This is a genomic window from Synechococcus sp. BL107 (genome assembly GCF_000153805.1).
Taxonomy (GTDB): domain Bacteria; phylum Cyanobacteriota; class Cyanobacteriia; order PCC-6307; family Cyanobiaceae; genus Parasynechococcus.
The window spans coordinates 1,708,040-1,722,171 of sequence record NZ_DS022298.1; the positions used below are offsets into that span (position 1 = coordinate 1,708,040).

A 14,132-nucleotide genomic window follows, 5' to 3' on the forward strand; every position below is an offset into this window, starting at 1 on the left:
TGTTCCTATGTCACGTCTCCTGCCCAGCACAGGTGCAGTCACAGGCATTTTGGAAGCGATTGGCTTTTTTCGCGATCCTGACTTTGCGACCAAACGCTTTGTCGAGTACGGCGATATTTTCGAAACAACGCTGATCGGTCAACGACTCGTCTTCATCCGAGGAGACGAAGCCATTGCCGACCTCTTAGCCCAGGGAGACGCAGTCGAAGGGTGGTGGCCCGCAAGTGTTCGCCAACTCCTCGGAAGCCAATCCCTGGCCAACCGCAACGGCTCCGAGCACAAAGCTCGTCGGAGAGTCGTTAGTCAATTGTTTTCCAATGCAGCGCTCAAGCGCTACACCCCAGGAATTGTTGGGCTGGTTGACGAGCTCAGCCACGAGTTGCTTCAAGAAACAAAGCCCATACGGCTTGCTGATCGCATGCGGCGGTTCGCCTTTCGCGTGATTGCAACAACGGTGTTGGGATTAGAGGGATCAGATCGTGATGCCCTCTTCCATGATTTCGAGATTTGGACACAGGCTTTATTTTCTGTGCCCATTGCCATTCCTGGAACCCCCTTTGCGAACGCCCTAGCGGCAAGACGTCGACTGCTCGACCGGCTCAGAGAGGTTCTGGAGCAAGCGGATCAAAACCGTGGCGGATTGGATTTGCTCGCTGGTGGGCTCGATGAGGCTGGCCAGCCACTCACAGCAGACGACATCGTGGAACAACTGCTGTTGTTGCTCTTCGCTGGTTACGAAACAACTGCGTCCTCATTGAGCTGTTTGATGCGGGCTTGTCTGATCGAGCCACATGTGGAGCCATGGCTGCGTGAAGAACTAGAAGGCCTGGAGTGGCCAGCACAGGGGGATGCGACAACAGCCTTTGATGGACTCCGCGCTCCCAGGCTTCAAGCCGTGGTGAATGAGGTCATGCGCTTGACGCCTCCAGTCGGTGGATTTTTTCGCCGCACCTGCCGCCCGATTGAGCTCGCCAACGTCCTCATTCCGAAAGGTCATGTAGTGCAGGTTGCCTTGGCTGCCTCCAATCGTGCTGGATCCAGCGATCTGAACGAATTTCGTCCTCAACGCCATCTCGATGGATCAAACAATCCAACACTGCTGCCATTCGGCGGGGGTGATCGCGTTTGTTTGGGGAAAGCTCTTGCTGAACTTGAAATCCGCCTCATGGTGGTGGGACTTCTGAAACGTGTTCAACTCAGCCTTGCCGTCGACCAAGATCTCGATCTCCAGCTGATCCCAAGCCCGAGCCCGAAGGACGGCCTGAAGGTTGTTGCCAGGCATTACGCACCTGACGATGCCAGGGGGTGATATCGACCACGGGTCTCTCAAGATCAAATCCAGAGGCTTCCATCTCCTTTCGCAGCCTCCACATCACAGGAATTAGGGCAAGCCCTAGCAGCAAGGCGATGAACAACAGCCATGGGAGTAGAGCCAACAACCAAATGGTTGCCACCACGCTGATGGCAACCGTTGCAAGCGTCCGCAGCCACTTTGGTTTCATCCGTCCTGGGAGCTGACGCATCATTCACAGGTAACAAAGGATTTGAGAGTTTGGCCTGGATCGATGCTCAGACAAACAAGTCTCTCCAACAGTCACAGGTCTTGGCTCAGGATTCTGTCGAGGTCTCGACGAAACTCATCTCGACTGAGTGGGAACGCTCCTCGCTGACGTCGATTACGGCGTAAAAGGGAGCCAATCCAAACAATCTGCACGAGACAGCACAATCCCGCCGTGGTGAGAAGGCTGGGCGTGAGAGAACTCCAGTCCATGACTGCTTAGTAGGTGGACTGAGGCAACGTGAAACCAGATTGCATATTTCCAATGTCGAGCATCACGTACGTGAGCCAAATCAAAAGTGCTGCAACACCGGCGCCGGCCGCCACCTTGGCAAAAGACCGGCCAATCATTTCAAGCAGACTGACTTCTTTCATGCGAACAGGACGTGGCGCCTAATTCTGACGCGTGGGCGCAAGCGATGGTGTGATGAGGGAAGGTTGGTTGGGAGATTGACGTGAAACCACATGGGATTTATCGAGCGCAAACATCATTCATAAAGGCGTCAACACCTCGAATAACTTGGCGAGAATTTTGATCGTCCGTGAAGCCGAAACGTTTTTTAGAGAAAAACTGTGTTCCCCGCCTCAAATCCAGCGAAGTTGAATTTGATGGACAGGACTAGTACTGAACCTTGTTATAGCCACCGACCGGATCACGCTCTCGTTGTTCAATGAGTTTCGGGACTTAGCAAAATCTGAGGTGCTCAGTTCTTAAACAGTCAGGTTTTATGAGGGAATGAAACGGATGACCAAAATCAACAACGCCTGGGATTAAGCCATCGATGTAGGACTTGTCGGATACCAGTGTCGCTATCCGATCTGCAATCGACTGACCACCAATTAACAGAGGAAGAGGGTGCTGATCGCAGCGATGCATCGCTTCAACAATCGATCGGTACGTTTCGATCAAAACTGGCAGCTTGTCAGGACGCATTTGCCGACCAGTTTTGGCTTGCCGGGTCAGTTAGGAAAGTCAAAGCGGACAACGGGCCATCCAAGGGTTATTAAACCTTCAAAGACGGCGTCAATAAAAATCCCTCGTGACATCCCAGAAATTATGGGCAGGCACAAGGGGTTGTTTTGATTGAATTAAATCGATCTCAACAGGTTATGAGAAACCAAATTCGGTGGCTCGTAGAGATTTAGCGGGTTGCAGCTGCTTCACTCAAGACAACGGCTGGCTCATCAAACGTTTCGCTTGAAGCATCAATTTCGATGTTGGGTTCAACAAGACGAGCGATCAGTTCATCGATTGCGAATAGTCCAGGTCCACATGCCAGAACCGTTCCAGCAGCTCCCAAGTAAAGCCCAAGCAACTCGAGCAAGTAAATGTTGAAGCCTGCGGTGACAATCGCGTGATAGATGGCGACCGTGATTGTTCCGGCAATAGCTGCTGCACCCACACGGGTTAACAACCCTGTGATAAGCAACCAGCTACCGATCACTTCAGAAAACGCAGCTACGTATGAAAGAACAATCGGAAACGGGAGATGCAGAGGACGAACAAATGCATCAGCAAAATTTTCAATATTTGCAAGCTTCTCGTAGCCGTGGTGGATGAGAAGTGCTCCCGTCAGAACCCGAAGAACAAGCAACCCCAGGTCGGCAAAAAGGGGACGGGTGAGAACAGCGCGGATCATGACCCAAGGCAATATCCATATAACTTAAAAAAGTTTCATGAAGCTGCGCGAGTCACTGGGCATGATTCGCGCGAAATAAGTATTTTTACCTAGGTCCGTCCAGGGCTAAAGCGTCGTTCAAAGCGACCTGAGGAACATTTTCACCACTCGTGATTTCCAAGATCCGGCCGATCGACCCTGGTGCCTTCAATGCATCCACGCAGAATCGCGCAACAAGGCGCCGTGGAATGGAATTCTTTTCCTGCTGATCTGGACCAGTCAGACGAATGCCCTCACTCTCGAGGCCAGATTCCCGTTCAGACAACCCCCCTGGACGAACAACAGTCCAATCCAAGCCACTTCGTTCCAAGGCTCTCTCACCCATCCTTTTCCACAAAAGGATCAGTCCGAAAAGATTGAGCGGATGCCTCCAGCGACCTGCACAAAGCGAACTCACCAATACAACCCGGTTGACGTTGTTGCGCTGGCAACCTTCAACCTGGCGCTTCACCCCCCATGCATCCACACGCATCGGGCCACTGAGGTCAATTGAAGGACGTGCACCAGTGGCAATGATCAGCGCCTCGACCCCACACAACGCCTGATCGAGAGCAGGTTCATTCGCGATGTTGAGACGCACCTGCTCGCAATCCGACAACGACGTCGGCACGGCGGATTCTGAACGAAGTAATAAGCGGGGTTGAACCCCCACCGCCAACAATTCTTCAGCAATCCGATATCCGGTTTTTCCCGAAGCTCCACTAACGGCGACAACCGGTGCTGCCATGCCCAAACCCCAACTTTTCAAAAGTTAGGAGATTGGTTTCTAGTTCAGTCGTCATGGACGAGGCATTCGGGCTCATCCGGGTTTTGCTCGCAAATAGTGCCGAACCTTTCCATCGTTGAGGTCGGACAAAGCCTGCAGGAATTCATCCTGATCGTTTGAATGTGTCCCTCGATTGATTCCATCGATGAGACTTCACCCGGCTAGCGATTATTTCTTAGAGGGGGTGCACATCGATCTTTACAAGGTATTTTTAGTTTTATGATCAAAGGAACACATCACTACAAAGATTCAATAGATCACGAGCTGTGACACATCCATCGTCAAAACGATGGATCCCATGGAGAGTTTGCTGGCGAGCTTCTAAACCATGCCCTTTACAGATCGAATCGCACTCACGGGCGCCATCCTCTTTGCAATGGGCCTTGTTTTAGGTGTGGGGATTGGTTCTTTCACAACGATGGCGTCACTCATCCAGGGTGGGCCTGATGTCCTGCAAAGCTGGTCTGGTGTTGTAGCGCTGCCATAGGAGGTTGACGAACGCTAAAAAACTGCCTAATGGATAACTATTAAAAGGTAGGTGCGGTGATGGAGCGAAATATTTTTCGTCGTCAAAGCCTGAGGACAAAATCGATTCGTTGGGTCATCAGCAACTTTCAAAAAATGTTATTTGGAACAAGTCACAGCTCAGCGTGAACCAATGCTAATGGTTCCAGAATTGATCAGGCTCTCAAGTCGGGCCGACAGTTTGAGCTCTGTTCGGTCGAAACAGTCCTGGTGCCCTGCCAAGTAGGCCAATTCCTCGTTCGTGATCACTTGATGGGTCACAGCGTCCAGATAGATTTTTACCAGTGACATCGCTAAATCAACCAAGGCCAACAACTCTGGCAAGACTTCCCGCAAATCGACGTCCGGCACCGTCCTTAAGAGAACTGTGATGGAGAGAGAACTTATTCAGGCTCTGATCAAGAAATGCGCTTTAGGTCTGTTTGATCTGGCCTGTGCTGTGAGTGGGAAAGCTTGTTGGGACTTAAGTTTGCCCATAGGAGTGATCGATGCCAGACGCGATGCACCAAAGCTTGTGGTGACGTCCGTGGGAACGATCAACTCAACATTGCGAGCCTCAGCAACGATCGGTAATCCGCTCATGCAGCAGTTTTTCGCTCGATTTGAACAAGTTGGGGTCGAGCAAGCGCTCGCTGACATGAAGCAGGGGAACGACGCGGAAGTTTTTAACGAAGTTTGGGAGGCTTATCGGGAAGAACGACGCAACGGGGAGGCGCCGATGTGGAGCGTCGAAGATGCAACGGCATTTGTCTTGAAATCCAAGGAAGCCCACGCTGATCGCGAAGTGGCTTGTGTCGCCATTCTTCCGGGAGAGCCTCATCGGATTGTCACGTTTTCAGTGCCAATCGCCTTTCTGACGAATCCCAGCGAATGATCGCGGCAGACCTGCCCACCCAACTTGCCCTTGCAGCAGTGGCGTTGATCTCAAACGGACTTTCAGCGTTTGCTGGTGGAGGGGCTGGCTTGGTTCAACTTCCCGCCTTAATTCTGTTGGGGTTGAACTTTTCAACAGCCTTAGCCACTCACAAAGTGGCGAGTGTGGCCCTCGGCGTGGGGGCTGCCGGTCGGCACTGGCGAGCCAGCAGTTTGGATCGACGCTTATCAGCGCTTGTGTTGTGCGCTGGACTTCCAGGGGTCTGGATCGGAGCCAACCTTGTTCTGGCAATACCAGATAAAGCAGCCACCGCATGCCTCGCTCTTCTCACGCTGGGCCTAGGTGTGTATTCGTCACGTCGTCCACAGCTGGGGAACGATCAAAGCTGGCGTCCCCTAACAGGCACAACGTTTTGGCTTGGTGCCTTTGGGCTTTTTGGGATCGGAGTCATTAACGGATCCCTCACATCCGGAACGGGGCTCTTCGTGACGCTTTGGTTGGTGCGGTGGTTTGGTTTGAGCTACACCCGTGCCGTCGCCCATACGTTGATTCTTGTCGGACTCGGTTGGAACGGTACTGGTGCTATCACCCTTGGTCTGCAAGGGGACATTCATTGGCAGTGGCTGCCAGCGCTCATCGCTGGGTCACTGGTTGGCGGTTACATCGGAGCCCATTTATCGATTAAGCAAGGCGACAAAATCGTGAAGCAGGCTTTTGAAGTTTTGGCACTTGTCATGGGCCTATCACTCCTCGGTCGAACTGTTCTGACCTGAGTCCGCGTTGATGTCACCCAGGAAGCGGCTCGAAAACCGTGTGGCCAAAACAACAGTGGCAGCGCCGTAGGCGATGAACGTAAACAGCTGGCCGGAGGTTCCCTCGGTGTACACCTCTTCCGTAAGAAGCATCCAGTCCATGAGAGAGGCCACGGTTCCCCAGACCACTACACAGACAGACACGTAAACAATGCCCCGAACTGTTGAATTCATACCGAAGGATGCGCCGAGGCCAAGGCTAGGGGCAACGGCTCCCGTAACCTCACGAATGCAAGGGACGGACGATGCCGAAAAAGCGCCGCAAACTCAGCAAGGAGATGGAAGCGGAGATGGCCGCAGCGAAACGGAAGATCGAATTGATCGGTGCACTGATCAACGACATCCGCGATGAGGACATCCAAGGGGAGTACCTCGGGGCCTTCACGCAAATTCGTTCTGCGGTGGTGAGCCTGATCGCCAAGTACACAACCGATGGATTTTGCGAAGAAACTGAGGGCCTCTTAGCCCTCTACCAAGGACTCATCAAAAATTTTGAAGAGGACTACGAGCTTTAATCGCAGCGATGGCGGTTCAAGGGAGTTGACCCTGTCCTTTAATGTCGGCCAGCTCAGGTCGCAGCCCTATGGCCCTTCGCGAAAACCGGAAACAGGTTTCACCACTTCGATTAAAAATCACCCTCCTTGTCGCTGGCTTGGGTCCACTGCTTGCAGTGGGGATTTGGCTGCAATCCAAGGGATTCTTTAATTAATAGTTGTCGTGAAACAGCATCTCTTACTTCTTTCGCTGCTTTTCACAGCAGGAATGTCTCAGGCAGAAACGGTCACCCTTGAACTACTCAATGGCGACAGCGTCACAGGAACAATTGTTGAAGAGCTCAGCAACAACCAAGAAAAAGTACTGGATCACCCACAGCTTGGACGGCTCACCATCCTTACAAGCTCTCTGAAACCAAAACAGACGGCACCAGCATGGAGAACATCCATGACGGCCGGACTGATTGGGAACGAAAAAGACGGAGATTCGTCATTGTCGACAACAATCAGTGTGGAAAGCAAATACAAAAAAGGTAGAAATAATCTTTTACTAAAAGCTGGGCTTAACACCAGTCAAAGCCGAGACAACGGTGAACCATTAGAAATCGAAACTCAAAAGGGATTGGCGGAAGTTAGATACGACTACAACATGTCATCTGGCATAGGATTATTCGCGTTAACTGATTACAATTATGACGGCAAAAATGACTCGGGAGTAAATAGCTTACTTAGTGGGATAGGCCTTGCTAAGCCAGTCATTCAAAATAAAACAACAGAGCTCGTCGTTGCCATTGGTCCATCCATGCAATGGACCAATGGTGGTGATGAATGTGGAAAGGATCCATACTGCGGCAATGCTTATGCGGGGGGAACATTTACAACTGACCTGTCATGGCAACCAAGCAAAATGTTTAAATTGGAGCTCAACAACAAGTTGTCCGCAGCCTTCACTCCAGACATAAAGCCTGCGAACAATTTCAAAGCTAGATTTAAATTTTACCCATCAATTTACTCTGGCCTATTTACATCGCTCCAGTATAATTTAATTTATCAGAGCATGAGTACTCCAGAGGTCAACAACTCAGCCTCGCTGCAATTAGGGGCAGATTTTTAATAACCGATATGCAACCTAAACCGGACGAAAGTCAAATTAAGCAACTTTTCACGAAACCTTATGGAAAACCTGGCCCAACACCAGAACAATGGAAAGCAATTTACGCTAACGAAGTTCATTTTATTGACCCTACACAAGAGCGTTATGGGATCGAGGCATATATTTTAGCTCAAAATAATTTAATCCAGAGATGCGAGGATATTTACTTAGAGCCGCTTGCAATTGTGATTAATAACGAAACAGCCTTTGTAGAATGGAAGATGGGTCTGAGGATCCAAGGAATTGAATTTATTTATCCAGGGGCAACACGGATGACTTTTGGTAATGACGGAAAAATCATCGAACATCGTGATTATTTTGACTTCGTCGGGCCAACTTTTGGCCCTATCCCCATTCTTGGGAACTTTATTCGCTGGCTCTACAAAAGGTTTGTAGCTTAATTTTTCCAGCAATCATCGAGAACTATGATTCATCAGAGAACAAGAGTTTGAGCGACTATATCTAATTATTGCAGAGGAAAAAATTAAGCTCCAATAAGAAATATACTAGATGCTTAGTACTCCTGACACCTACAGGACCTCAGATCCAATTATTTCGCAACGCCTCAAAAAAATCTTTATCAGTGAGTCCCCTGTGCGATGTACATTCCAACGGAGGCCTAGAACAAGCTTGTGCATCAACATTGAACCGCTCAACAACCCGTAAATGCGTTTGGGCAGGAACCGAAACTATTGAAAGGGAAACGGAAGACATGAAGCCATCAGCAGTGACCCATCCCCCGTTGCCTGGATGAATTCAGACTGCAGCTCAGTATCCCAAGCTCAACGTATATTCATTTTAGTCAAGACCGAGCCCCCTCAATGCACTGAACCCGGACGGTTTGCAAGATGTCATCAACAAGGTTCCCTTGTATACACAGCGAATCCCTCACCAATGCACATACACACTTGGGGAACCAAATAGATCGCGGAATACTACTTCTGTAAGCATGCCAACTGCTGTGATCACTACTAGTGGAATAGGGTGAACCATGGAACAACAAAAGATTTGCACCGCATAGAAGAAAAATCAACGTCAACAGCATCGGTATGGCAAAGCATTTATCTCACCAAGCGGTTGTTAGTTTTTGGTTTCACGAATTACGGCCTGCACAATGGTTCCGCGTCGATCAAAAAATTGATCAGCACATCACCGATCGATTTGAAGGATTAGTCGACGATGCCTTTCATGGACGCCTATTCAGTTGGTCAAGCAAGCCATCATCAGCTCTTGCACTGGTTCTACTTTTTGATCAATTTCCAAGGCATCTTTGGCGTGGACAAGCCAAAGCTTTTTCAGGTGATTCACGGGCTCTTAGTCTCAGTATCGAGGCTGAGAGGCAAGGCTGGATCCAGAACGAACCCGAGCAAGCGAAACGTCAGTTTTGGTTGATGCCACGGCTTCATAGCGAACAGATCGATGTCCATACGCATGCCTTACCCCTTTTTGAGCGATGGACAGACACACGTACATTCGCGCTCGCAAAGCATTATCGACAGCTCATTGCCACGCACGGTCGTTTTCCCCACCGTGACGGAACAAGAGGAGAGCAAGACGCATCTAATCCACGGATATGAGAATTTTTATGGTGTAAACTTAAAGAAACACTTTAAAAATAGATCCTTTGGAAGTCAAATAAAGCAAGAATAAAATCTTGCTCTATCTTTAAATATTAGCCCAATACTTCCGATAAACTTAATAATCATGATGAATCAAAGCATTCAGACTCGTTATACATCAATAGGAGAAGCTTTGACAGTTATCGAATGCTCTTACACAGGGCAGCTCCATTGCCTTGCTACCCATGCGCTCTCTGGGACCCAACTTCATACAGATGCGCCCACAGACCATGACGGTTTAGGGGAAAGTTTTTCACCCACCGATTTGATTGCCACAGCCCTCGGCACATGTGTTCTCACCATTATGGGGATTGCAGCCAAACGTCAGGGCTGGGAGCTCGGAGAGGCCACTGCCGTCGTTGAAAAAACAATGACGAGCCAAGCACCACGCCAAATCCAAAACTTAAAAGTTGTGATCAGCCTGCCAAGAAACATCACGGAGGCACAACGCAGGGTGCTCAAGCATGTCGTCAACGACTGCCCTGTCAAAAGGAATCTGGATCCATCAATAACGATTGATCTGGTCTGGAGCTGATGAAGTATTTTTCAGGTGGAGAGGGGTTAGATAAGAAGCCAATAACCGATGAGGGGGCGCATGAGACTCCACTTCATGCCCATTCACATTTTCAGGGAAACACCCTCCGTCACCTTCTTTGATGCCGGAATAGCTGGTAGCAACGGAACCGATGTGGTGGCTCACCATGGAGCGGCTACATCACCTCCTGACGACGAGGATTTTGAGCGGTTTTATGTGCATCAGCACCAGATTGATCACAACCTGGTGCTTGAAGGACAACGCGTTTTCACCTTATTGAATCCGCTCTGGGATAAACCGCACCATGTTGTTTATCTCGTACGGGCAATGGGTGCTCTCCAAATCCCGACAGGAACATTTCATCGCTCTGTGTCGGGCGATGAAGGAAGCATGGTGTTGAACCAATCCATTCGCGACCGTGATTTCAATTTTCGAACAGAGTTCAATCCCGTCAGCCTGCGAGATCGAAGCGATTTAAGGGAGGCTCACGCCTGTGAACCCTGGATCTGGAGCTGGAGAGATGGGAATATCTACCGACAGCATGGCAGCTAGTGATGATGCTTACGGCGTTTACTGCGCTGGCGCATCCGTTTGACGTAGGGGAGGCGACCGGAATTAGCCCATATGATTTCAACTTGATTCCAGCGCCAGCCCAACCAAGACAACGCACCCAAAAAGACGAACAGAACAAGCCAACCCATCGCCACGATCAAAGACAAAGACTGCTACACCAGAGCTCACGATCATCCCCAAGATGAGTTCTTACACAGGTGGTGACACATTCACCATCATCCATAGAACATGTCGTCACGCACTCCATAAAAGCCTCTACGGCATCCCACTCAGCTTGATGCTGATCGTTCTCCATGGCATCAAATGACAATGACTAACTTGTAGGACTGAAGCCTGCCATTGTCTTCAAAAGTATGAAGAGGCGTAAAGCGTTATCCGTGGTTTAACGCTGCCCATCTTGATCAAAAGAACATTCCAATAGTGCAGCCGTAAGCAATGTTTTCATGCGTACCAATGCCTGCTGCTCGCTGGGGTCAGGCCCTCCTGGCCATTTCTCGAGATGGAAACTTACGGAGCGATGCAGCAGACGAATCGCATCAACGTCCAATTCAAACTGAAGGGCTGGCACAGGGTCCGTCGACACGATTCTCTCCATCAAACAAGTGCAGCTGGCAACGCCAACCAACCCACAGACTACGTGGGTGAGGGATGCAATCACAGATCATTATAAAAATCATATCGCTGGATCGTTCAATAATTTTTAAAATAAGCTTCAAAAAAAAATTAAAAATCAAAGCGTTCACACAGTGATTATCCAGATTCAATTCCAACCCATCAATAACAAAGAATCACCAATAAATTTTCCCGACGCAAGTCCATCGATTGAACGATTCAACCAACTCTGACCCAAGCAAGCCATCATGCTGTTGATCATGGAGCAACAAAAAGCCCCCGCTGTGAGGCGGGGGCTTTGCGATTCAGTTGATCTGAATCGTTTTGTCTGTTCCAGAAGGAACAGGTTGATTCCAGATCAACCGATTGCAGGTGCTTGGAGTGCCACAGGAGTGGACTCAGCAGCTGCCAGGTCGAGGGGGAAGTTGTGAGCGTTGCGCTCGTGCATGACTTCCATGCCGAGGCCTGCACGGTTCAACACGTCGGCCCAGGTGCTCAGGACGCGGCCCTGACTATCAAGGATGGACTGGTTGAAGTTGAAGCCGTTGAGGTTGAAGGCCATGGTTGAAATGCCCATGGACGTAAACCAGATGCCGACAACAGGCCAGGCGCCCAGGAAGAAGTGGAGGCTACGGCTGTTGTTGAAGGAGGCGTATTGGAAGATCAGGCGACCGAAGTAGCCGTGAGCAGCCACGATGTTGTACGTCTCTTCTTCTTGGCCGAATTTGTAGCCGTAGTTCTGGGACTCGCTTTCGGTGGTTTCACGCACCAAGGAGGAGGTCACCAGTGAGCCGTGCATGGCGGAGAACAAGCTGCCGCCGAAGACGCCTGCAACACCCAGCATGTGGAAGGGGTGCATCAGGATGTTGTGCTCAGCCTGGAACACCAACATGTAGTTGAAGGTTCCAGAGATGCCCAGGGGCATTGCATCAGAGAACGAACCCTGACCGAAGGGGTAGACGAGGAAGACTGCGAACGCTGCAGACAGCGGTGCGCTGTAGGCAACACAGATCCAAGGGCGCATGCCCAAGCGGTAAGAGAGTTCCCACTGACGACCCATGTAGGCGGAAATGCCGATGAGGAAGTGGAAAATGACGAGCTGGAAAGGACCGCCGTTGTACAGCCACTCGTCGAGTGAAGCTGCTTCCCAGATGGGATAGAAGTGCAGGCCGATGGCGTTGCTGGAAGGAACAACAGCACCAGAGATGATGTTGTTGCCGTAGATCAAGGAGCCAGCGACAGGCTCGCGGATGCCATCGATGTCAACCGGAGGAGCGGCGACGAAAGCGATGATGAAGCAAATGGTGGCAGCCAGCAGGCAAGGAATCATCAAGACTCCAAACCAACCCACATAAATGCGGTTGTTGGTGTTGGTGACCCAATCACAAAAGGATGCCCAGTTGCTCTGGCGTCCGCTGCGAATTGCGGTGGACATGGAAGAAATAAAGACGGAAAAACCTTTCTCCAAATCGGAGAATGGCGTCTAAATCCTATGAAGACATACGCCAAAGTCTTCAACTCTCAATATTCCGAATTGGCTCTCAATAGAAGTTCATGAACAACTTCATGAACCCTTCATGAAGTTGTCTTTAGCGCCCACTGTCTGGATTGCTGAAGGAAGCCGGACCAGTCGAGCCGTTCTTCTGCAGCTGCACGGGCAACTAGCAGTGGTGCTTCACGCTTCAGCGATTCGAGATCAGGTTCTGAAACACCTGCGTTCACCGCCAACCAGTCCGCCATCGACCGACCGACGACCCGGGTGAGATAGGCCGCACTTAGGGATTGCATGACACCAGCAGCCAACCAGCTCCCTGCTTCTAGCTTTGCGAGCCCCAGCAACGTCTGGCTTGTCCACTCCACCACCCCTTGGGCCAAAGCAGCACGTGCCAAATGAGAAGCAGCCTCCCGAAGCACATCAGACTTGATCTCCGTCCCCCAAATATCTGACATTTCCTTGAGCATCAAACCGTTAGCCACAGCAACGGCGAGAAGATCCAAACTGGGGATCGGTGACACAAAAACAGAACCCGCCACGACCCACTGGGTGCGTTGCTGAAGTTGTTGAAAGCGAGTGCGACGAAGACGTTCCAAATCGGATTGCCAATCGCGATGCAGGGCTTCAAGCAGCCGTTGGCGAGCATCAGGAAGTCCCTGCGACAGGGATCTTCGCAACGGAGCCAGCGAGGCGCGGAGAGTGCTTGAGTTCCCGATTGGAACAACTCGGTCGCGCCAACGCTCTGGCAAAACCGTCACAATCTCAGAAATCGTCGTGTCGTGTGAATGGTTAGGAGCTGAATGCACCAGCAACCAGGCGGGCTGAGTTAGTGGAACTTGCTGAAGCCACAACAATTCAGCCGCCGTCAAAGGATTGGACAAGCTGAACAAGATCGCGTCGTGATCATGCAAAACATCAGGCCAATGCCGTTGGCCATCTGCACATACAAGAGGACGGCAGAAAGAAAGTTGAAGCGATCTCGGCCCCGAAAGACTTTCTTGAAGCAACAGAGAATCCGGTGCCGTTGACGGGTCAACACTCACCAGAGCCATCCGTTGAGGACCCGAACGGTCGACGACAGCTTGGAGCGATTCGCGACGACGCTCGTTGGCAGCCGGATCAACTTCAAACGACTCAAATTGCGCAAGCACTGTGTTGCAGCGTTCAACCCAACCGTCAACAGACCTTGGAGCCTTAAAGCCGGGTTTCGGGGAGCGTCCAATCCACAACACAACTCCACCCAACACCAGAAAACCAAGCCCTCCACCAGGAAGATGCACCACATCACTAAGTAACCACTGCCCGGCCATAACCCCACCAGCAGCTAATAGCAAAGGTCTGATGTAGGTCTTTGGTGCCAAGAAGATCTGCGGTAACGCAGCGGGGAGATTCAACGCAACGCACGAGAGACCAGAACCTCTCTTAGCTCAACTCAGC

The 14,132-nt window shown here is 50.7% G+C and carries 22 protein-coding genes; 11 read left to right on the forward strand and 11 right to left on the reverse strand.

Annotated elements, in window-relative coordinates; all coding sequences use genetic code 11:
- The first annotated feature begins 7 nt into the window (after positions 1-7).
- A complete protein-coding gene (locus tag BL107_RS08910) occupies positions 8-1,309 on the forward strand; it encodes a cytochrome P450 (RefSeq protein WP_009790004.1) in 1,302 nt (433 codons plus the stop codon).
- A 23-nt stretch (positions 1,310-1,332) separates the two neighbouring features.
- Here BL107_RS08910 and BL107_RS12685 read toward each other — a convergent pair whose 3' ends face one another.
- From BL107_RS12685 to BL107_RS08930, 6 genes are all read right to left on the reverse strand, one after another.
- A complete protein-coding gene (locus tag BL107_RS12685; RefSeq protein ID WP_232192929.1) occupies positions 1,333-1,491 on the reverse strand; it encodes a hypothetical protein in 159 nt (52 codons plus the stop codon).
- 103 nt (positions 1,492-1,594) lie between these two features.
- Positions 1,595-1,771, reverse strand: coding sequence for a hypothetical protein (locus tag BL107_RS12970; protein WP_198002337.1), 177 nt, complete (start codon positions 1,769-1,771; stop codon positions 1,595-1,597).
- 6 nt (positions 1,772-1,777) lie between these two features.
- Positions 1,778-1,933 (reverse strand): hypothetical protein, encoded by a 156-nt coding sequence (locus BL107_RS12975; RefSeq protein WP_009790006.1) that lies wholly within the window; start codon positions 1,931-1,933, stop codon positions 1,778-1,780.
- A 310-nt stretch (positions 1,934-2,243) separates the two neighbouring features.
- Positions 2,244-2,522 carry an alpha/beta family hydrolase gene (locus BL107_RS13325; protein ID WP_369791581.1) on the reverse strand — a complete coding sequence of 93 codons (279 nt, stop codon included), beginning with the start codon at positions 2,520-2,522 and terminating at the stop codon, positions 2,244-2,246.
- Between the two features lie 178 nt (positions 2,523-2,700).
- On the reverse strand, positions 2,701-3,198 hold the full coding sequence (locus tag BL107_RS08925; RefSeq protein WP_009790007.1) for a DoxX family protein: 498 nt from the start codon (positions 3,196-3,198) through the stop codon (positions 2,701-2,703).
- A gap of 85 nt (positions 3,199-3,283) precedes the next feature.
- Entirely contained in the window at positions 3,284-3,964 is a 681-nt protein-coding gene (locus BL107_RS08930; RefSeq protein WP_009790008.1) for an SDR family oxidoreductase, read from the reverse strand.
- Between the two features lie 367 nt (positions 3,965-4,331).
- Between BL107_RS08930 and BL107_RS12690 the strand changes: the two genes are divergently transcribed.
- Positions 4,332-4,490 (forward strand): hypothetical protein, encoded by a 159-nt coding sequence (locus BL107_RS12690; protein ID WP_156771067.1) that lies wholly within the window; start codon positions 4,332-4,334, stop codon positions 4,488-4,490.
- 158 nt (positions 4,491-4,648) lie between these two features.
- Here the strand turns inward: BL107_RS12690 and BL107_RS08935 are convergent, their stop codons facing one another.
- Positions 4,649-4,879, reverse strand: coding sequence for a hypothetical protein (locus tag BL107_RS08935; protein WP_009790009.1), 231 nt, complete (start codon positions 4,877-4,879; stop codon positions 4,649-4,651).
- Between the two features lie 19 nt (positions 4,880-4,898).
- Here BL107_RS08935 and BL107_RS08940 point away from each other — a divergent pair, with 19 nt between their 5' ends.
- Both BL107_RS08940 and BL107_RS08945 read left to right on the forward strand, forming a co-directional pair.
- Positions 4,899-5,402, forward strand: coding sequence for a hypothetical protein (locus tag BL107_RS08940; RefSeq protein WP_009790010.1), 504 nt, complete (start codon positions 4,899-4,901; stop codon positions 5,400-5,402).
- Entirely contained in the window at positions 5,399-6,175 is a 777-nt protein-coding gene (locus BL107_RS08945; RefSeq protein WP_009790011.1) for a sulfite exporter TauE/SafE family protein, read from the forward strand. The genes BL107_RS08940 and BL107_RS08945 overlap by 4 nt, the downstream gene beginning before the upstream one ends.
- Here BL107_RS08945 and BL107_RS08950 read toward each other — a convergent pair.
- Entirely contained in the window at positions 6,146-6,388 is a 243-nt protein-coding gene (locus BL107_RS08950) for a hypothetical protein (protein ID WP_037988413.1), read from the reverse strand. The genes BL107_RS08945 and BL107_RS08950 overlap by 30 nt on opposite strands.
- A 71-nt stretch (positions 6,389-6,459) precedes the next feature.
- Between BL107_RS08950 and BL107_RS08955 the strand changes: the two genes are divergently transcribed.
- From BL107_RS08955 to BL107_RS13260, 7 genes are all read left to right on the forward strand, one after another.
- The gene (locus BL107_RS08955; RefSeq protein WP_009790013.1) at positions 6,460-6,729 is read left to right on the forward strand and encodes a hypothetical protein; all 270 of its coding nucleotides are present in this window, start codon (positions 6,460-6,462) and stop codon (positions 6,727-6,729) included.
- A gap of 202 nt (positions 6,730-6,931) precedes the next feature.
- Positions 6,932-7,822: a DUF481 domain-containing protein gene (locus BL107_RS08960; protein ID WP_037988415.1), complete on the forward strand. Its 891-nt coding sequence runs from the start codon at positions 6,932-6,934 to the stop codon at positions 7,820-7,822.
- 8 nt (positions 7,823-7,830) lie between these two features.
- Positions 7,831-8,262, forward strand: a complete 432-nt coding sequence (locus BL107_RS08965) for a nuclear transport factor 2 family protein (protein WP_009790015.1) — start codon at positions 7,831-7,833, stop codon at positions 8,260-8,262.
- A 648-nt stretch (positions 8,263-8,910) separates the two neighbouring features.
- Positions 8,911-9,438, forward strand: coding sequence for a DUF924 family protein (locus tag BL107_RS08970; protein WP_009790016.1), 528 nt, complete (start codon positions 8,911-8,913; stop codon positions 9,436-9,438).
- 175 nt (positions 9,439-9,613) lie between these two features.
- A complete protein-coding gene (locus BL107_RS08975) occupies positions 9,614-10,015 on the forward strand; it encodes an OsmC family protein (protein WP_037988416.1) in 402 nt (133 codons plus the stop codon).
- Between the two features lie 60 nt (positions 10,016-10,075).
- The gene (locus tag BL107_RS08980; protein WP_037988418.1) at positions 10,076-10,567 is read left to right on the forward strand and encodes a hypothetical protein; all 492 of its coding nucleotides are present in this window, start codon (positions 10,076-10,078) and stop codon (positions 10,565-10,567) included.
- A 202-nt stretch (positions 10,568-10,769) separates the two neighbouring features.
- Positions 10,770-10,895: a hypothetical protein gene (locus BL107_RS13260; RefSeq protein WP_255344637.1), complete on the forward strand. Its 126-nt coding sequence runs from the start codon at positions 10,770-10,772 to the stop codon at positions 10,893-10,895.
- A gap of 75 nt (positions 10,896-10,970) precedes the next feature.
- On the opposite strand, the gene BL107_RS08985 is transcribed toward BL107_RS13260, so the two are convergent.
- The 3 genes from BL107_RS08985 to BL107_RS08995 form a co-directional block, all read right to left on the reverse strand.
- The gene (locus BL107_RS08985) at positions 10,971-11,171 is read right to left on the reverse strand and encodes a hypothetical protein (protein WP_232192930.1); all 201 of its coding nucleotides are present in this window, start codon (positions 11,169-11,171) and stop codon (positions 10,971-10,973) included.
- 387 nt (positions 11,172-11,558) lie between these two features.
- Positions 11,559-12,635, reverse strand: coding sequence for a photosystem II q(b) protein (gene psbA, locus BL107_RS08990; RefSeq protein ID WP_009790020.1), 1,077 nt, complete (start codon positions 12,633-12,635; stop codon positions 11,559-11,561).
- Positions 12,636-12,775: 140 nt separating this feature from the next.
- Complete coding sequence (locus BL107_RS08995; RefSeq protein WP_009790021.1) at positions 12,776-14,005, reverse strand: YcjF family protein; 1,230 nt, start codon at positions 14,003-14,005, stop codon at positions 12,776-12,778.
- Positions 14,006-14,132 lie beyond the last annotated feature (127 nt).